This is a genomic window from Streptomyces sp. LUP30 (assembly GCF_001746365.1).
In the GTDB taxonomy this organism is placed as follows: domain Bacteria; phylum Actinomycetota; class Actinomycetes; order Streptomycetales; family Streptomycetaceae; genus Streptomyces.
In genome coordinates this window covers 79,402-96,715 of the sequence record NZ_MJAJ01000001.1, presented here as the reverse complement: position 1 = coordinate 96,715, position 17,314 = coordinate 79,402, and the positions used below count along the sequence as shown (strand labels likewise).

Annotated in this window: 18 protein-coding genes and 7 pseudogenes; 13 read left to right on the top strand and 12 right to left on the bottom strand. The window is 67.9% G+C overall.

The genetic code is table 11. From position 1 onward, the window contains the following. Window positions 1-91 precede the first annotated feature (91 nt). Window positions 92-1,690, top strand: coding sequence for an ISL3 family transposase (locus tag BG482_RS00450; RefSeq protein WP_069766775.1), 1,599 nt, complete (start codon window positions 92-94; stop codon window positions 1,688-1,690). An 8-nt stretch (window positions 1,691-1,698) separates the two neighbouring features. On the opposite strand, the gene BG482_RS00445 is transcribed toward BG482_RS00450, so the two are convergent. Continuing rightward, window positions 1,699-2,196, bottom strand: coding sequence for a hypothetical protein (locus BG482_RS00445; protein WP_069766774.1), 498 nt, complete (start codon window positions 2,194-2,196; stop codon window positions 1,699-1,701). Window positions 2,197-2,389: 193 nt separating this feature from the next. Continuing rightward, complete coding sequence (locus BG482_RS00440) at window positions 2,390-3,301, bottom strand: LysR family transcriptional regulator (RefSeq protein WP_069766773.1); 912 nt, start codon at window positions 3,299-3,301, stop codon at window positions 2,390-2,392. 182 nt (window positions 3,302-3,483) lie between these two features. Here BG482_RS00440 and BG482_RS43640 point away from each other — a divergent pair. The 3 genes and pseudogenes from BG482_RS43640 to BG482_RS00430 form a co-directional block, all read left to right on the top strand. Next, window positions 3,484-4,026: pseudogene (locus tag BG482_RS43640) on the top strand (DUF6817 domain-containing protein); the annotation flags it as partial. Continuing rightward, window positions 4,018-4,935, top strand: coding sequence for a ketopantoate reductase family protein (locus BG482_RS42130; protein WP_069767033.1), 918 nt, complete (start codon window positions 4,018-4,020; stop codon window positions 4,933-4,935). The pseudogene BG482_RS43640 and the gene BG482_RS42130, both read left to right, overlap by 9 nt. A gap of 158 nt (window positions 4,936-5,093) precedes the next feature. Further along, window positions 5,094-5,633 carry an SRPBCC family protein gene (locus BG482_RS00430; protein ID WP_069766772.1) on the top strand — a complete coding sequence of 180 codons (540 nt, stop codon included), beginning with the start codon at window positions 5,094-5,096 and terminating at the stop codon, window positions 5,631-5,633. 153 nt (window positions 5,634-5,786) lie between these two features. On the opposite strand, the pseudogene BG482_RS00425 reads toward BG482_RS00430, so the two are convergent. The 3 pseudogenes from BG482_RS00425 to BG482_RS00420 all read right to left on the bottom strand — a co-directional run. Continuing rightward, window positions 5,787-6,429: pseudogene (locus tag BG482_RS00425) on the bottom strand (transposase); the annotation flags it as partial. Beyond that, window positions 6,428-6,621, bottom strand: a pseudogene (locus BG482_RS44695) (XRE family transcriptional regulator); the annotation flags it as partial. The pseudogenes BG482_RS44695 and BG482_RS00425, both read right to left, overlap by 2 nt. Before the next feature lie 89 nt (window positions 6,622-6,710). Next, window positions 6,711-6,986: pseudogene (locus BG482_RS00420) on the bottom strand (transcriptional regulator); the annotation flags it as partial. Between the two features lie 276 nt (window positions 6,987-7,262). Here BG482_RS00420 and BG482_RS00415 point away from each other — a divergent pair. Beyond that, on the top strand, window positions 7,263-8,114 hold the full coding sequence (locus BG482_RS00415) for a sugar nucleotide-binding protein (RefSeq protein ID WP_069767032.1): 852 nt from the start codon (window positions 7,263-7,265) through the stop codon (window positions 8,112-8,114). 290 nt (window positions 8,115-8,404) lie between these two features. Here BG482_RS00415 and BG482_RS00410 read toward each other — a convergent pair whose 3' ends face one another. Further along, window positions 8,405-8,719, bottom strand: a complete 315-nt coding sequence (locus BG482_RS00410; protein ID WP_069766770.1) for a hypothetical protein — start codon at window positions 8,717-8,719, stop codon at window positions 8,405-8,407. 195 nt (window positions 8,720-8,914) lie between these two features. Here BG482_RS00410 and BG482_RS00405 point away from each other — a divergent pair, with 195 nt between their 5' ends. After that, window positions 8,915-9,826 (top strand): immunity 49 family protein, encoded by a 912-nt coding sequence (locus BG482_RS00405; RefSeq protein ID WP_069766769.1) that lies wholly within the window; start codon window positions 8,915-8,917, stop codon window positions 9,824-9,826. Between the two features lie 43 nt (window positions 9,827-9,869). Further along, window positions 9,870-10,007: pseudogene (locus BG482_RS40060) on the top strand (IS5/IS1182 family transposase); the annotation flags it as partial. Between the two features lie 174 nt (window positions 10,008-10,181). On the opposite strand, the gene BG482_RS00400 reads toward BG482_RS40060, so the two are convergent. After that, the gene (locus BG482_RS00400) at window positions 10,182-10,586 is read right to left on the bottom strand and encodes a hypothetical protein (protein ID WP_069766768.1); all 405 of its coding nucleotides are present in this window, start codon (window positions 10,584-10,586) and stop codon (window positions 10,182-10,184) included. Between the two features lie 274 nt (window positions 10,587-10,860). Here BG482_RS00400 and BG482_RS00395 point away from each other — a divergent pair, with 274 nt between their 5' ends. From BG482_RS00395 to BG482_RS40050, 4 genes are all read left to right on the top strand, one after another. Continuing rightward, a complete protein-coding gene (locus BG482_RS00395) occupies window positions 10,861-11,706 on the top strand; it encodes a transposase (RefSeq protein WP_256096168.1) in 846 nt (281 codons plus the stop codon). A gap of 121 nt (window positions 11,707-11,827) precedes the next feature. After that, complete coding sequence (locus tag BG482_RS44690; protein WP_370745727.1) at window positions 11,828-12,034, top strand: hypothetical protein; 207 nt, start codon at window positions 11,828-11,830, stop codon at window positions 12,032-12,034. Next, window positions 12,006-12,164, top strand: coding sequence for a hypothetical protein (locus BG482_RS43635; RefSeq protein WP_176741268.1), 159 nt, complete (start codon window positions 12,006-12,008; stop codon window positions 12,162-12,164). Before BG482_RS44690 ends, BG482_RS43635 begins: the two co-directional genes overlap by 29 nt. A gap of 198 nt (window positions 12,165-12,362) precedes the next feature. After that, window positions 12,363-12,650: a hypothetical protein gene (locus BG482_RS40050; RefSeq protein WP_079141459.1), complete on the top strand. Its 288-nt coding sequence runs from the start codon at window positions 12,363-12,365 to the stop codon at window positions 12,648-12,650. Window positions 12,651-12,781: 131 nt separating this feature from the next. Here BG482_RS40050 and BG482_RS00390 read toward each other — a convergent pair whose 3' ends face one another. After that, complete coding sequence (locus BG482_RS00390; RefSeq protein WP_069766766.1) at window positions 12,782-13,213, bottom strand: hypothetical protein; 432 nt, start codon at window positions 13,211-13,213, stop codon at window positions 12,782-12,784. Window positions 13,214-13,414: 201 nt separating this feature from the next. Then, entirely contained in the window at window positions 13,415-13,954 is a 540-nt protein-coding gene (locus tag BG482_RS00385) for a hypothetical protein (protein ID WP_069766765.1), read from the bottom strand. Window positions 13,955-14,157: 203 nt separating this feature from the next. On the opposite strand from BG482_RS00385, the gene BG482_RS00380 reads away from it, so the two are divergent. Continuing rightward, window positions 14,158-14,367: a hypothetical protein gene (locus BG482_RS00380; RefSeq protein WP_069766764.1), complete on the top strand. Its 210-nt coding sequence runs from the start codon at window positions 14,158-14,160 to the stop codon at window positions 14,365-14,367. Window positions 14,368-14,899: 532 nt separating this feature from the next. Here BG482_RS00380 and BG482_RS45905 read toward each other — a convergent pair. The 3 genes and pseudogenes from BG482_RS45905 to BG482_RS00370 form a co-directional block, all read right to left on the bottom strand. Beyond that, window positions 14,900-15,046 (bottom strand): annotated as a pseudogene (locus BG482_RS45905) (FAD-dependent oxidoreductase); the annotation flags it as partial. Beyond that, window positions 15,043-15,202 (bottom strand): annotated as a pseudogene (locus BG482_RS44680) (phosphotyrosine protein phosphatase); the annotation flags it as partial. The pseudogenes BG482_RS45905 and BG482_RS44680, both read right to left, overlap by 4 nt. A gap of 172 nt (window positions 15,203-15,374) precedes the next feature. Continuing rightward, entirely contained in the window at window positions 15,375-16,235 is an 861-nt protein-coding gene (locus tag BG482_RS00370; protein WP_256096132.1) for an AraC family transcriptional regulator, read from the bottom strand. A gap of 256 nt (window positions 16,236-16,491) precedes the next feature. Here BG482_RS00370 and BG482_RS00365 point away from each other — a divergent pair, with 256 nt between their 5' ends. After that, window positions 16,492-17,274 (top strand): MBL fold metallo-hydrolase, encoded by a 783-nt coding sequence (locus tag BG482_RS00365; RefSeq protein WP_069766762.1) that lies wholly within the window; start codon window positions 16,492-16,494, stop codon window positions 17,272-17,274. The last annotated feature ends 40 nt before the right edge of the window (window positions 17,275-17,314 follow it).

Sequence of the window (17,314 nt, the reverse complement as noted above, 5' to 3'; positions counted from 1 at the left end):
GAATGCTCAGGGGCCACCCATCGCGTTCAGTCACGCGAGATCGTCTGGAAACCGCCGGTGCCGACCGCGTTCGGGCTGATGGTTCTGGGCTGTGCGCGAGGTGCTGCTCCGGCTGGAAGAGCTGCTCTTCCTGGCGGATCCGGGGATCAAGGTGGAGTCGATGCAGGACGATGGCGAGGTGATCCGAATCGGTGTCAGATGCCGGACGACCGGGGCTCGGTGCCCAGGCTGCGGAAGCTGGTCGGGGCGGGTGCACGGCTCCTACCTGCGGTTTCCCGCTGACCTCCCCATGTCGGGACGGCGGGTGGTGCTGCAGCTTCGTGTCCGGCGCTTCACGTGCCAGGACGTCTCCTGCGGGCGGCGGACGTTCGTCGAGCAGGTTGCGGGCCTGACCCGTCGGTACAGCCAGCGGACCGAACGAATGCGGTCGGCGCTGGCCGAGGTTGGCCTCGCCCTGGCCGGTCGCGCCGGTGCCCGGCTGGCCGACGTCTTCGGGGCGAGGGTCAGCCGAAACACGGTCCTGCGGTTGGTCGACGCTCTCCCGGAACCCCAGCCACAGGCCCCGCGTGTGGTCGGCGTCGACGAATACGCGATGCGCAAGGGCCGTATTTACGGGACCGTGCTGGTCGACGTCGAGACCCGCAGACCGGTGGACCTCCTGCCGGACCGCGAGGCAAACACTGTCGCGGCCTGGATGGCCGAGCGCCCGGGGATCGAGGTCGTCTGCCGCGACCGCGCCCCGTTCTTCGCCGAGGGCGCCAGCATCGGGGCGCCCACCGCGGTCCAGGTCGCCGACCGGTTCCATCTCTGGCGCAACCTCGGCGAAGCAGCCGAACGGTGTGTCTCCCGCCACCGCCTGTGCCTCCGTGCGACCTTCGCAGAGTTGGCGCCGGAGAAGACTCCGGCTCCGGAACAGGCCGAGAGCGGGTCGCCATGGCCCACCGGGCACCGATTCGCCGACCGCACCCGCGCCAAGCACGCCACCGTCCACGCGCTGCTGGCCGCCGGCCACAGCCGACGCTCGATCCAGCGACAGCTCGGCATGACCTACCGCACCGTCCAACGGCTGGCCGACGCCGCCAGGCCGGAAGACATGTTCCAGGGGCAGTGGCAGAACCGCAGGACGAAGCTCGACGACTTCAAGCCCTACCTGCACGAGCGGTGGTCTGAGGGTTGCACGAACGCCTGGACTCTCTGGGAAGAGATCAAGACGCACGGCTACACCGGCGGCTACGGCGCCGTCCGCGCCTACCTCCAGCCGTTCCGCACATCCCCGACCGCACCTGCAACCCGTCCGCTGTCCCTACGCACGGTCACCGGCTGGATCCTGACTCACCCCGACACCCTGCCGGAGAGCGAGCGCCTGAAGCTCAAATCCGTCCTTGCCGGCTGCCCCGAACTCGATGCCCTCACTGGGCACGTCCGCGCGTTCGGGAAGATGCTGACCCAGCTCCAGGGTGACCAGCTCCCTCAATGGATCAAGGCGGTTCGCGCTGACCACCTGCCCAGCCTCCACGCCTTCGTCAACGGCCTCGAACGAGATCTCGCAGCTGTCACCGCCGGCCTAACGCTGCCGTGGAGCTCCGGCATCGTCGAAGGCCACGTCAACCGGATCAAAATGATCAAGCGCCAGATGTACGGCCGTGCCGGCTTCAGCCTCTTGCGGAAACGAGTCCTGTTGGCATCCTGACGGGACCGTCACGAGCTCTGCTGGAGTCGCTCCGCAGCCTGAGCGGGGGTGTCGTAGTAGCCAGGCCGTGCCAGCAGGACCGAGCTGAAGTAGTAGCCCTGTTCTTCTTCCGGCTCATCGTCGGCTGCGAACGGACGCCAGAAGCTCAGCAGCAAGTCCGGGGCGATGAAGGAAGCGTCGTCGTCAGGATCTTCCTCGATCGGGGTGAGCTCACCGACGCGCCGGACGACCTCGCGGGCCGGAAGCGCGAACACGTCCACACCCTGGAACGACACTCGGTCCCTCTGGGACGACGGTCTTCCCAGCTCGATGGCTTCGAGCATGTCGCGCGCGCAGTGGCTGCTGATCATCAGCCCGCTGGGACGGAACACGTGCTGTCCCGACCGGTCGGACTCCGAGATCGCAGAAGGAACGCGGAGCGAGTCCAACGCGGTGTTGGCCGCGTGTCGAGTCATACCGATCCGCAACGAGCCAACGCCGTTTGGTGGGGCGAGGTCGAAGTCCATGCGGGCATGATCCCAAACAAGTCTGTCAGCGAGCGACGAAGGGGCCATCCAGTCCCGGCAGGTTACAGAGTGTGAGGGCTCCACAGAAGTTGGACCAGAACCCGTACTCGTGGACAAAGCCAGTGGGACCGGGCGCCTCCCAAACCCATCGACAAGTGACGTCACTACTGCTCGATAAAGCCAGAGGGTCACGTCACCGGGTCCTGCTCCCGGGAGGCTGCGTCGCGCAGTGGTGGGCGACACTGTCGGCGAAGGTGCGGGCCAGGGGTGATAGGGCGTCCCAGCGGCGCACGGCCCACCCTGCAGTAAGGGCAGGGAGGGCGGGGATGGGGACAAGGCGCAGGTCGGAGTGGCCGGGGCCGCGCCACCGGGGGAGCGTGGGAACGATGGCATGGCCCAGCCCCAGTTCGGCCAGGAGGACCGCGGTGTCCCAGTCGGCGACGCTGGTGTCGAAGACGGGGCGTACACCGGATTCCCCGAGCCAGGAGTCGAGCTGCGAGCGGGAGGTGGAGTTCTCGGGGAGCCCGATGAGCCGCGCGTCTTGCAGGTCTGCGGGTTCGATGAAGGGTTTGTCGGCCAGCGGATCGTCGGCGGTCACAGCAAGCACCCAGGGAAGTTCGACAACCGGGCGCTGCTCGATACCGCGGACCGGGGGCCCGAGGGTGATCCAGGCGAGGTCGAGTCCGTCGGTGGCGAGTGCGTCGAAGCAGCTGCGACTGGAGGTCTCAGTCTGGAACTCCAGGCTGGCCTGGGGGAAGCGCTGACGGAAGTCGACGATCGCCGCCGACATGAAGTGCCGGACGGTGGTGGCTCCTGTGGTGATCCGCACCGCACCGTTGTCTCCTCGTGCGAGTTCGTCGAGGCGACGCAAGGCGTGGTCGATGCTGCCGAGCCCATTGATGACCGCGGAGTGCAGGACGTGCCCAGCCTGAGTCGGTATGACCCCACGCGGTTGCCGCTCGAGCAGACTGAGTCCCAGTTCCCGCTCGAGCCTTTTCACATGCTGGCTGACCGCCGACTGTGTGCACATCAGGTCGCGGGCAGCGGCACTCAGTGAGCCGGCCTGGCACACGGCGGCAAAGACGCGAAGATCATCAAGAGTCACAGCCACCCAAGGTATCGCTTGGGTATAGACAAGCAAATACGAGGATTGACTTGGATTTAAGCGGTGCTTGATCATCAGTGCAGGGCCACGGGCGGTAACCCGCCCTGACTTCGCAACGATCCGGACGTGAGGCGAAGGCACGGCGGGCGCCGACCCGCCACGCGCCGAAAGGAACCACCGCCATGTCCACCCCGCCCGCCGCCACAGCTCGGGCCACCGACCTGCTGCGCCGGCTCGGCGCCGCGAACATCGAGCACCCCGGCGGCACCCTCCTCGCCCATCTGCAACGGGTCCAGCAGCAGCTCGCCGCCTGGGGCGCCCGCCCCGCCCTGCAACTCGCGGGCCTGTGCCACGCCTTCTACAGCACCGACGGATTCGCCACCGCACTGCTCCCCCTCGACCGCCGCGGAGAGCTGGCCACGGTGATCGGCGCCGAAGCCGAAGCACTGGTGTACTTCTACGCCAGTTGCGACCGGATCGCCTCCTACCCGACGTTGGGCGATTCCGACCCCGCGTTCCGCGATCGGTTCACCGGCCGAACCCTCGCCCCGGACCTCGGGCTGCGGCAGGACTTCACCGAGCTGTCCGCCGCCAACGAACTCGACATCGCCCGAGTCGACCCCGCGTTCCGCGAGCGCTGGGGGCCTGACCTCCTCGTCCTCTTCACCCGCCTCCGATTGCTGCTGAGTCCGCCCGCCTGGAAGGACTGCCACACAGTGCTCACCACCCCATCCTCCACCGCCGTCGACACCGCGCGCCGATCCACCGTGACGGTCCTGGGCCCCGGAGGCGTCGGCGGCCTGCTCGCCGCGCTGCTGTCTCGCGCCGGCCACCGGGTCGTCTGCCTGTCCGGCGAGACAACCGCGCAGGCACTCCGCCAGAACGGCCTGCGCGTGCGCAGCCGGCAATTCGGCGACTTCACCGCCAAGGTGGAGGCGGACACCATGCTGCACGAACCGGTCGACCTGTGTCTGGTGACCGTCAAGCACATTGCCCTGGGTGCAGCGTTGGAGCGGGTCCCGCCCGCCATGCTTGAAAACGGCCTCGTGGTGCCCCTGCTCAATGGCCTTGAGCATCCCGAAGCTCTGCGCCGACGTTACGGTGTCAACCGGGTTGCGCCCGGGGTCATCCGGGTCGAGTCGACCCGCGTCTCACCGGGCATCATCGAACACGGCAGCCCCTTCACCGAGATCGATCTGACCGGACCGGCACAACGGCTGGAGGACCTGGCTGCCATGTTGCAAGCCGCCGGGGTAAAGGCTCGGGTGGCCGAGGACGAGACCGCCCTGCTCTGGGCCAAACTGGCCTTCCTCGCGCCCTTCGCACTGCTCACGACGCGATACGAACTCACCATGGGCGGCGTCAGGACCGAGCGTCGGCAGGAACTGGTAGCGCTCGTCGAGGAGGCCGCCGCTGTCAGTCGGGCCTGCGGCGCCCCCGCCGACCCCGCGAAGGCTCTGGCGCTGTACGACGCCTTCCCGGCCGGAGCGAAGTCCTCGATGCAACGCGACGCGGAGGCGGGGCGTCAGCTGGAACTGGATGCCATCGGCGGGGCACTGCTGCGGGCTGCTCGTCGACACAACGTCGCCGTACCCATCGTCACTCGGTTGGTGACCGAGCTGGCCACCGATTGAGCAGGGCAGGAGAGCCCTCTGACTTGCCGAAGCACCCCGGGCGCCGGCGCCAGCACTCGACTGAAAGCCGGCGCGCTGAACGACAGTTGCCCGACTTCACCGGACTTCCTGCCATGTCCGCAATGGTGTGGCGAGCACCCCAGGATCACGGAGACGAGATGCGATACACGGATATGCCTGGCGCTCAATGTGAGACCTTCGTTGCTGCGGCTACATCGGCCGTATGGGAGATCGCGATCGACATTCAAGTCCCAGCCCGTTGGAGTCGTGAACTGCACCGCACGGAATGGCTCGATGACGCGACGGCTCCCGCGCTGGGGGCTCGCTTCGCAGGCCACAACCAGCATCCCGTGATCGGTGCCTGGCGCACGGTTTCCCAGATCACCGAACTCGACCCAGAGCGGGCTTTCGCGTGGCGCGTCCTCGATGCGGACGGCCGCTTCGGGAAGGCAACGCTGAGCCTTGCGGAGCCAATGGCAACATGGCGCTTCACGCTCACGCCTGAGGCAGGAGGCACCTTGCTTCGGCAAACTGTGCGACTCGGCCCCGGACGCTCAGGGCTGAGCGCTGCCATCGACCGGATGCCTGACAAGGAAGAGTATCTCGTGGCCCTCCGTCTCGGTGAGCTGCGCGAAGCCATGCACGCCACGCTGGACGGAATTAAGGCGGCGGCAGAGCAGCGGCAGCGGAGCGACTGAGCTCGGCCCTCTTCCCGTCCCGAGGTGGCTGGCTCTTGGCCCTCGACGAGGAGAGCGTGTCCGAATGCATGACGCTCCCGAGTTCTGGTCTCCCCGGATCGCGCCCGCCGCCGAGATGCCCCAGGAACGAGGCGTAGTGGCCGCGCCATTCGGTCATGCCGCCCTTGACGTGCACGTAGAACGCGAGCGCTGCGCTGCCGTGGTCACCGGCGTGTCACTTCGTAGCATCGCCGGTCACGGATCGGAGCCCAAATGACGTTGACGCTTCGGCGGGCGAGGGCGAGCACGGCTTGGGCGTGCTTCTTCCCTTCGGCGCAAATTCCGCGAGTTCGGGTCATAGCGGACGCTGACCAGCGCCGAGGTGTAGAAGACGCGTTGAAGTCTTCGGTGGTAGACGACCGGCCGGTGGAGGTTGCCGCTGACCTTGCCGGAGTCGCGGGGAGCGGGAGTGACGCCGGCGAAGGCCGCCAAGGCATCTGGGGAATCGAAGTCGTCCAGGCTGCCGCCGACAGCGGCGATGAACTCGGCACCGAGAACGGTGCCGACGCCCGGGACGCTCAGGACGATGTCGGCGAGCTCGTGCTCGCGAAACCGGCCCTCGATGAGCTTGTCCATCTCGCGGATCTGCTCGTTGAGGGCCATCACCTCCTCCGTCAGGGTGTGGACCAGCTTGGCGACGGTCTTCTCCCCGGGGACTGCGGGTGTGCTGGCGCTCGGCGGCCTCGGCGGCCGTCTCGGCCAGAGCTCTGGCATTGCGGACCTTGCGGTTGGCCAGCCCCTTCGTCAGCCGTGTGGCGGGCGTGCTTGCGGGCGCCGCGCCGGTAGCGGTTGACGGAGTCGGCGGTGACGCCGATCTCTTCGGCGACGGCCTTCGCGCTGCCCAACTGCCGGATCAAGGTAGCCGATCTGGCCATTTGAGGGTCTTGGGGGGCTGGCGGGTGAATCTCTCCCGGTCGGCTCGCTCGATGGCGTCCTCGATCTCTGCCACAGCTCAGCCCTTCTCGACGGTCGGGTCCTGGTCGCGCGTGTCGGCCGGCGGACCAGGTCCTGTGCGGCGGGCCGGTGTCAGGCACTTGCCTACTCTCCTTCGTGGTGGAGGGCGTCGCCGGTTTTGATGTGGCGGGCGGGGTTGTGGCCTTGTTCCATGAGGTCGACGGCCCAGAGCATGGTCTGGGCGCCTTCGAGTTTGGCCAGGCCGGGTGTGGGGCCGAGGCGGAAGGCGCCGGGTTGGGGCTTGCCGGAGGTGGCGTAGGGGAGGAAGGTGAGGGGGTTGTCGCCGGGGGAGGGGTAGACGACGCAGTCGGAGAGTACGGCGAGTGGGTACAGGCCGGTCATGGTGGCCATGTTGCGCAGAGCCAGACATCCGCTACATCTGGCAGCCAGCAGAAGCGGCACCGGGCGAGACGGGTGGCCAGGCCCCGGGGAGCGGCCCGCCGCCCGCCGGGCCCAACAACTAGGCCACGGCGGCCGGCACCAGACCGGACACGCTGACAGGGCGGTCACCCGAACTCGGGGGTGACCGCCTTTGTCGTCGAACCGTGGTGCGCCGCGGCCGGGACCGTCCCCCGGCCCGGAGGCTCGGAACCCGACTCCGCCGGTACGTATGCAGACCCGTCTACCGTGGCGCACATGAAAGCTCTGATCATCGGTGGCAGCGGCTTCCTGGGGGCCGAGCTGGTCCGGCAGGCGAGAGCCGCCGGGCACGCCACAGCCGCGACGTACCACGCGACCAAGCCCGACGACCCCTCCGAGGTCGCCTGGCGCCCCCTTGATCTGCGGGACGCCGCACGCCTGGACGCCGTCATGGCCGAGTTATGCCCCCACTTCGTCGTCAACGCATCGAGCGTCAAAGGCGACTGGGCGGTGACGGCGGAGAGCCCTGTGCGGGTCGCGATGGCCGCGGCGAAGTACGGAAGCCGTCTGGTCCAGGTATCCAGCGATGCGGTGTTCTCCGGCGCCCGCGCCCACTACGACGAGACCTGTCTCCCTGACCCGGTCACGCCGTACGGAGCAGCGAAAGCCGCGGCGGAGACCGGAGTTCGCGTCGTGTACCCAAAAGCAGTGGTCGCCCGCACCTCATTGATCATCGGCCACGGGCGTTCGGTACATGAGCGCGCCGTGCACGACCTCGCCGTCGGCACCCGCGACGGCGTCCTGTTCAAAGACGACATCCGCTGCCCGGTCCACGTCACCGACCTGGCCGCCGCCCTGCTGGAGCTGGCGACGTGCGACACTTCCGGGATTCACCACCTCGCCGGGGCCGACGCTCTGAGCCGGCACGAGCTCGGCACCCTGATCGCCAGGCGCGACGGCCTGGACGCCTCCCGGCTGCCGGAGGGCCTACGGGCCCACAGCACTCTGCCCGGCGCCCTCGACGTACGCCTCGACAGCCGGGCGACCCAGCGGAACCTGCGTACCACACTGCGCGGTGCTCGCGAGTTCTGCACGGCACCCCGGCTGCCTAGCTCGCCGGCCTTATGAGCCGCCAGGAGAACGGCTTGGGGCTGTCGTCGACGGACTCCAGCCGGTCCAATTCATCGGGCGCGTCTTGTCCATGCGGGCAAGCTCAGCCCATCGTGCGGGCGGACGACTCAACGCCCCGACGTCGTCGGGTGCCGGGCCGGGGTCGTCGCTGCCGCCGAGTATCGAGCGCTACTTCGAGTCGCAGTGTGTAGGGAGAACGGGGGCAGAGCGGCGAGGTTACGGATCTGCACCGACGTCACCCGGACGGCCGGCGTGCTCTTCGGCGGGCACTTCGTAGCTCCACTGGCTCAGCCGCCCCCGGCGCGGCAGCGGCTGGTCGTATTCCCCCGGTGGACAATGCGGGGCCACCACCACTGGGTGCTGGCCGACGCGCAGGGGAAGGAGCCAGTGACCACGTCGACCAGGGTGACGTGACCGTTGATCGCCGACGAGACGGCGTCCTCCGGGAGCCTCAGGCCGAAGGTGGCTGCCAACTCGAGCGTCTCGCGGTGGGCGCGGCCTGCCGCATGGATGTACAGGCGGCCCTTCTGCGCGCTCGTGTACGTCGACCAGCCCGGCGTAAGCAGGAAGCCGGACGCCGATCCCTTCCACCGCGGCTTCACCGAAGACGAGATCCAGGCTCTGATTTCGGATGGGCATTCCGCCTGACGTACTCGCTGAGCCGGAGCCAGAAGGCGGTTGTACAGCGCGGCTCTGGCTGGAGTCCGTCGACGACAGCCCCAAGCACAGGTGTACGAACCAGAGGGTGCGGATCGATGGGAACTGGACTGTCGGTGGTCACTGCCAGGATGGCTCGCATGACGATCAACGAAGTGACGCGTCACAACGTGACGGAACAGCGCATCGAGCAGGCCCTCGACGACATGGCCGGCCGGACCTTCAACCGGTGGCACGACATGGTCTGGAACCCGATCCCGCTGCGGCGCGGGCTCAGGGAACTCGGCGAGGAGCTGGCCGACCACCTCGGCGCACGCACCGTGTCCGACCCCGCCCTGCACACGCCCGACTCGCGCACCGCCCTGCTCACGGCCGCCGAATGCGCGTTGGGCGTGCTGAGCCTGGCTTGCTTCCCCGACGGCGACTTCGAGATCCCCCTCCCACTGGCGACGAGGACCCTCAGCAACCAGGACCTGCACTACGAGGAGACGTACGAGCCCGCCCACCCGCCGACCACGGCGCGGACGTGGACCGACGCGTTCCAGTGGTCCGTCATCAGCGGACTGATAGGACACAAAGACCGGTTCATCGGCCCCATGCTGCTCCGGGACTACGCACCCGCCATCCGGGAGGGCGTTCCCTACTCGGAGCGCGAATCGGTCTCCGCACCCGCCGACCTCGCCGAGATGGACGCCCTGTGCGGCTACCTCGACGTCCCCGAGGACGCCCACCCGTCCCCGGCGCCGCTGGCCAAGCCGGACGCAGCCCACCGCACGCGTACGGCACAGCAGCTCGACGCGGCCGGCACGCTCACGCCCGACCAGCGACTCCTGCGCGTCCTGCTCGACGACGATCAAGCCGCCTTCGAGCGAGCCCTCCACGACCGGCTCGTCGCGCACCGCGAGAGCGTCGGCGCCGAGCCGGCCGCCAAGAGCCTGCTGCCGGTGGCAGCCGTCACGCTGGCCGCCCTCGCCCACACCGCACACGGCTGGCAGCTCCACGTCCACTCCGCCTACCTGCCCGAGGCACTGGTGAACGCCCCAGCGCAGTGAACCACGCTGAGCACGCCGGATGAGCGGCCGTGCCCGGCACGAGGGGCGTGCACGGGTGGAGCATGTGATCGGCCGGATGAAGAACCACAAGATCCTGCGCGACTGCCGGCAGCGCGGCGACGGCCTCCACCACGCGATCCAGGCCGGCGCACACATGCACAACCTCGCCCTCGCATCATGACCAGAAGACCGCGATCACGGCTCTGACCTGCCCAAGCAAGGCCTTGTGCAACACCCTTCTAGCTCCCGCCCATGTCTCGGGCGCGGCCTCCGGGATACAACGGCGTGGCAAAGCACGGAGGCGGGCGTTCCGGCTCCCCTCCGAGGAAGTCGGAACCCCGCCGTCAGCTGGGCGTCAGCAGATGTTGAGACCCGGGATGGGCTCGTAGTTGTTGCCGCCCGAGACCTTGTTGGCCGGGAACCAGCCCCAGCCTCCGTCGTCGTAGGCCTCATCGCCTTGGGTGAAGAGCCACCAGTTGTTACGGGCGTTGCCGACCGGCACGTTTTCGCCCGCCTGTGTCTGGCAGACGAACCAGTTGTCACCGGCGTACAGGTAGCCGGTGAGCCGGTTGCCCTGTCCGACGGTGTTCCCCTGGTAGTTGTGGCAGTAGCGGGTGCTGTACGTCTGGCCGCCGGGTCCGGTCTTCTGGCCCGCGTTCCCCCAGCAGCCGCTCGCCGCCGACGCGCTCGTCGGCGTCAGGGCGACCGCGCTGGCCGCCAGCACCGCTGCGGCGCCGAGCGAGGCAAGCATGCGCTTCATCGTGTGTCCTTCCGGTACTGCCACCCCCGTTGGTGGACCCGGCCATCGTGGCACCAAGCCACTGGGACCAGCCATGCTTTTCGACGCTGACCGAAGCAAAAGACAACGAAGCACTCGATGTGCTAACGAGCTGGTGCACGGTAGGCGGTGACGCGTCGGGATCCTGATCGTCGATCATGGTTGTGTGGTGGGGAACGCGTCTCGTGCAGCGATCGTCAGTGACCGGAGGATCACGGGCCTGTCGGCTGACGTGATCGCTGAACTCGTCGCTGAGGTGGGACCGTTGTGGCACGAGCGACACCACGCCAAGCTCGCCTCCAGGCCGCGGAAGCGGGCTGTGGGCGCGGGTGCGAAGCACCGGCTGGTGTTCGTCGACCGGCTCCTGGCCACGCTCGTGCATCTGCGCCATGCCGTCACTCATGACGTGCTGGCCTGCTGGTTCGGTGTGGACCGCTCCACCATCACCCGTGCCATCGGCGAGGTGCGGCCACTACTCGCCGAGCGAGGGTGCACCATCAGCCCGGATGTACGGCTGCGGACATTGGCCGAGGTCGTCGACCACCTCGGAACCAGCGGGCAGACCGGCATCATCGACGGCACCGAGATCCGCGTCAGGCGCCCGGCCGCAGGGCGCAAGGACCGGGACAAGTTCATCTCCGGCAAGAGCAAGCAGAACGCGGTCAAGACCATGGTCGTCACGGACGGCGACGGACGCGTCCTCTACTGCAGTCCGGCTCAGCACGGCAGCTGCGCAGACATCAGCCACGCCCGCCAATTAGGACTGGTCAAGCTCCTGGACGGCGGGCCCGCACTGGAGATCCTCGCAGATGCCGGCTACCAGGGCCTGGGCGCCCAGACCGGCGGGCGCGTGGTGACGCCACCGCACCGCAAGTTCAAGAAGAACGCCCCGGACTGGTACGAGGAGATGCACGAACGCCAGCGCAAGGCGCACTCCTCACGCCGCATTCGCGTCGAGCACGGCATCGCCCACCTGAAGAACTGGCGGGCACTGGCCCGCCACCTCGGCCGCCGCGAACACATCAGTGACACGGTCCAAGCCATTGCCGGCCTACTGTCCCACCAGCAAACTGCGGACCTGACCTCCGCACGGCAGATGTGAACACTGAGTCCCGCCGCAGTCCTCGACGCCTCACCGCCTACCGTGCACGAGCTCGTTAGAGGGAGCGAGTCTGGACCAACAACCACCTGGTCCTGACGTCGGCCTTCGGCTCGGGTGGCATGTGTATGTGAACTGGACTCTTCGGTCCGGCTTCTTTCCCGGTGACTGGAAGTGCACGGTGACGACCGTGATCGAAGCTGGTGAAGGGATGACGGCTATACCTGCGGGAATTCACGGGCCAGGGGTAGGTCGACCACGATTGCTCCGGGCAAGCACCGCTCGCCAGGTCGGCCGACGGTTTGCTGCTCAGCGCGTGCACGGGCCGTAACCGCAGCCCTCACCCTGTACTGAAGCCGGGCAGCATCGAGGACGCCGTCAACCGCATCAAGAAGATCAAGCGACAGCTCTACGGCCGAGTCGGATTCGAACCACTCCGCAAGATGATCCTGCTCCAGTAACGCTCCGAGACGCCCTCCAAGAAGGCGCCCAACCGTGGCAGTATGGCCTCATGTTGATCCGAAAGGGCGATGCCGCGTAGGCGCCCCAAGGCCGTCCGTGCAGAGCGGTGGCGGCCACGATGGCAGTATCCGGTTCTGAGGGTCCGCGGTGTCTCCGCGCGGACTCGTGCAGCGATCCGCCGGGTCGAAGACCAGGAGATGTGGCCCAACGCGATCGCGAATGCGCTCTCTCGCTTCGAGTGGGCCTTCAAGCAACATGGCCGCTACCTGAACGCCTCCGAGGCCTGTTCGCCTGGGATAGAGGTGGAAGACGCTCGTGACGATCTGGAGCGGGCGATGCTGCACCTTCCTCCCGGAGCCAAACGGGATTTGGGTCGACTGATCACACGCATCGATGAGGAATTCGAACACCGCACCCTGCCGGAACCCAACTCCATCGAATGGGCAATGGACGGCTGGTGGTGGACCAGGCTACGTGAACGCTGACGGACCCGGCTTCGTCTCCCTTCCCTGTAATCGAACAACACCGATACCCTCCGCGACAGCTCCCCACGATCTGTGCCAGAACGAGCGGCCACAGCGTGCTCTCCGCCCTGCTGTTTTTCGCAGCACGGGCATCAAACGGTGCGGCGTGGTGCGTGGTCGAAGAACCGGTTGTCGGTGTCGATGCGGATTTCCCGTACGCCCGGGTAGGGGGTGGCGGCGATGACCTGGCAGGCGTAGCCGTCGGGGGAGGCGTCGTCGGCGATGTCGATGAGTGTGTCGATCAGTCGCATCCCGCTGGCGTGGTCCAGGCCCTGGGCTCCGAGGCCGGTCAGCGGCGAATCGATGATCAGGAGCGGGGGCACGCGGACGCCGAGGTCGCGCAGGGCCAGGAGCAGCGCGACGTTGGTGGCCACCTTGGGGGTGCCGGCGACCGAGCTCTCGGCGAATCTCTTGTCGGCGCTGTGCCGCTGCTTTACGCGGGTGGTGAAGTCACCTGGGTCGATGGAAGCGGTCTCGACGTCGGGATTGATCTGCTGCAGCCGGCAGAGGCCCGGACCACCCATGAGCGGCGCAGGCTGCCCGGGTGCGGCTGGGTGGACCTCCAAGCCGCCGTCGGCATTGAACACCGGGCGACAGCCTGGATAAGCACGCCTTGCCGTGGCCAGGTCCGTCTCGTCGAAGTCACCAACAAAGATGAGGCGGAACAAGCACGACGCCGACGAACGCCTCCGCGAGGTCGTGGACAGGGCGAACGTTGCCTGAGGTTAGGAACCGTCGGGGGCGTCGAGGGTGTGTTCTTTGAGGAAAGCGCCCGCATGGGCTGCTGCTTCTTCCGCGGTCGGGTGGCGTGTCCCATCGGTGACCGCAGCGGATGCTCCATCGGCGCCCACGCCTGTCCAACTCCAGTCACCGGAAGGCACCTGCACCAGTTCGGCAGTCCCCCCGAAAAGCGCAAGCGTGTTCCTTCTTGCTGTCGCGGGCGCTGAGCGGCTGACGGCGTCGGGCCATTTCTTACGGGCGCCCTGTCGGGTGATGCCCCAGACAGCCCCCATCTGCTCGTAACTGGCGCCGTAGGAGCCAGCGGTTGCTGCCGCGCGCGCGGTCAGCCGCCTGACCTGAGCATCCATCACCTTCCAGGCGGCCAGGACGGACAGTGTCACTTCGATGGGATCCGCTTCCCACGTACGGTCTGCGGGCCGCCCGGTCTGTCGGGAGCGAATCGCCGAGGCCAGCGGATTCAAGGCGTCGTACAGCGCCTTGTCGAGCTCTGTCTGCTCTTCCGGGGTGATCTCAAAGGCCATCATGAGACAACTGTAGTTCCCAAATCGGTGCATGGAAACAAAAGTTTACGCACTGTCTTGCTTGCGGGCCGGCTGCATCGGCGAGACAGGCCCTTCAGTGCTGCGCCAGGCGTCGCTCCCCCTGGCGACGACTTGGCGGAGGCGTCCGTCGGCGCCGTGCTGTCTCGCCAGACGAGGTAGCGGCGGAGCTTGCTGCCCTGTTCCTGATGGTGGACCAGATCAGCACCATTGAGGGCGAACGTTGCTTGATAACTACCGACTTCCGCAACGGCGCCAAGGACGTCTTGCGCCGGCAGATTGACGCCCCTCCGAGCCGCATCGACATGCACGACCTCCCGCCCCGCACATATGTCAACGCGCTGGTGCAGGGCGTGCTCGTTCGTCTCTGTGTTGCCACGGAGCCACAAGGCTCGTGAAGATCGGGTAGACGTCCTCGAGACGTCCACCGCAGCTGGCCAGCCGAAGCCGGACGAGAGTGTCAGTGGCCTCGGCATGTCATGCTCAGGAGCAGGCTCTGAGTCACGTCTTCAGCCGGCGGAATTGTCGCGAAGCGTCGATCGCCCGCCGGACGGCTGGATCACTTCCTGCCTTGTGGCGGCTGGCGCCCGGGGCCTGGTTTGACCTCCCTGCCCCGGTCGCGACGGACTCCAAGGAGATCCGTGGCCACCACCGTAGAGAGCGCTGCCACGGACGCGCTAGGCCAGTCCAGTCTCCGGGACGGTGCGGAGCAGTCGTTCAGCAGAGGCAGGGCGGGTTGTCGGGAGCCTCTGCTGCGTGAGGCAACCAGCCGCGGGGCCGCCGTCGCTCACGCTGTGATGCGGTCCCCCAGAGGCATGGTGCGCCGACGCTGCCGGCGAGGGTGCCCAGCAGGATCCGGAGCGCGGTTTCGGGTAGGAACGGTTGGAGGCGGGCGCCGAGGTAGCCGGGAGTTCTCGACTTCGGTGGTCGTGTCAGCGAGCCACCGACGAAGATCGCGCCGCCGAAGACGAGCAGCTTGAGCTCGGCGCGGGCCGTGTAGAGGGCAGCGGTGTATCCAGCGGGACCAGATCCGATGACGACGACCTCGCGTATGCCGGTGTCCGTCACGGACGTCATGGCTCCTGCTTCGCGTCCATCTCGGCGATTAGGGCCTCGATGCGGGTCTTGATCTCGTCGCGGAACGGGCGGACGGACTCGACGCCCCTTGCTGGCTGGGTCTTCGAGGGCCCAGTCGAAGTACTTCTTGCCGGGGAAGATCGGGCAGGCGTCGCCTCGGTTCGGAGACCGGCAGGACGGAGTAGTCCGAGCACCGGCCTGCAGGGAACGGCCCCCGATGCCGGAGGCCGTCGAGTCCGCGCACAGGGGGGAGTCCCGAGCAAGGGAATCACGTCCTGGGGCGGAGCCGGCCGGGCACCTCCGGCACAGCACATGGTGGGGTGGGCGGCTAGGCAGGTGGCAAGGCGCGTTGGGAGGCACGGAAGGCCAGGGGGGTGCGGCCGGTGTGGCGTTGGAAGAACTTGCTGAAGTGGGTGGCGCTGGTGAAGCCGAGGTGGGCTGCGATGGCGGAGGCGGGTTCGGTGCCGTGGGCGAGGAGCCGCTTGGCCTCCAGGGCGAGGCGTTGGTCGAGGTAGTCCTTGGCGCTGAGGCCGGCCGCGGTCTGGGTGGCGCGGGTGAGGGTGCGGGTGGAGTAGCCGAGTTCGCGGGCGTAGTCGTCGATGCGGTGGGTGCGGGAGAAGCCTCGCTCGACAGCGTCACGAAAGCGCAGGAAGGGCTCCGGGGCGGATTCCGCGGCCTGGCCGTGCTGCTGCAGGTGGGCGAGGCGCAGGAGTACGACGTCGAGCAGGCGGTGCAGAAGGGCGGTGTGCACCGGCAGCGGATGGCGGTCTGCCTGGGAGAACTCCGCGGCCAGTTGCTCGGCCGCGGCTGCCAGTACGGGGGCCTCCGAATGATCGGGGCTGTACAGGGGCATCGGGGCGGTGCTGGTGCCGAGTCCGGCCAGTTCTGCGGTCTCGGGGGCGACGAAGTCCTCCTGGAAGAGGATGAAGATGGCCTCGGCCTGGTCGGGGTTCTGCCACTGGTGCACCTGACCGGGCCGGATCCACAGCCAGGAGCCGGGCGGTAGTACGTACCCGGTGAAGTCGACGCGGTGGCGCAGGGTGCCGGCGGTGACCTGGATCAGGGCGTGGAAGTCCTGCCGGTGCGGGGTGGCGATGTGCCAGGGCCAGTCACGGGTGCGGTCGCGGAAGTCGGCCAGGGTCATGACCTCCAGGCCCGCCGGGGTTCCGGCCGGAGGCTGGAAAACCACCTTCGGCAGTCCCCTCTCCCGCCGATCGGGCGTCTGCCGTACTTGTCGCCTGTGGACCATCACGAGACCGCAGCGTACCTCGCAGGACCTCCGGATCCGTCCCAGGATTGAGTTGTTCCCAGCGGTGGTCAGCGCCCTGGGCAGGAAGGCCGGCCGTGTCCGTTGCGGCCGATGATCGGTCGCGAAACGGCCATCAACGATCCGCCCCTTTCCGCGTCCCTTCACCGCTCATCCGCACTTCGACAGGAGCACAGCCATGCACGGCACCCTCACGGTCATCGACAAGGGCCCGGTCCGCATCCACAGCTACGGCGCGGCCGAGGACGGCCTGGACGTCAACACCCAGCTGATCGAGACGCCGTCGCGGATCATCGCCGTCGACGCGCAGTTCGTGCTGGCCTACGCCGACGAGGTCGTCGCCTACGCCAAGAGCCTGGGCAAGCCGCTCGACCGCCTCGTCGTCAGCCATGCGCATCCGGACCACTACCAGGGCGCGGCCCGCTTTGGGGTCCCCGTGCACGCGCTGAAGGAGACCATCGCGGAGATCGTCGCCGTGGGTCCCAAGACCGACCTGCCCACCGGCACCCCGATTCCGCTCGCCGACATGACTCCGACCGTGGAGATCACTCCGGGCACCGAGGTCATCGACGGCATCCCGTTCGTGTTCGAGAAGGTCACCGGCGGCGAGATCCACACCACCCTCGTGATCAAGCTGCCCGAACAGGGCGTACTGGTCGCCCAGGACGTCGTCTACAACCGAACCCACCTGTGGTTCCTGGACAAGGACTTCGACGGCTGGCAGGCCAACATCGACCGCTTCGCCGCCGAGACCGAGTACGACACCGTCCTCCCCGGCCACGGCGAGCCCACCACCCCGGCCATCTGGGCCGAGCTCACCGACTACGTCAACGCCGGCCGCGAGCTGCTCGGCGACGACGGCGACGCCTACAAGAAGGCCATCACCGCGCGCTACCCCGCCTACAAGGGCGCGGCCCTCATCGACGTCGCCAACGCCTACATGTTCGGCCCCGAGAACTGAGTCTGCTCCGAGTCCTACGGATCGCGCCGCACGCGACGCC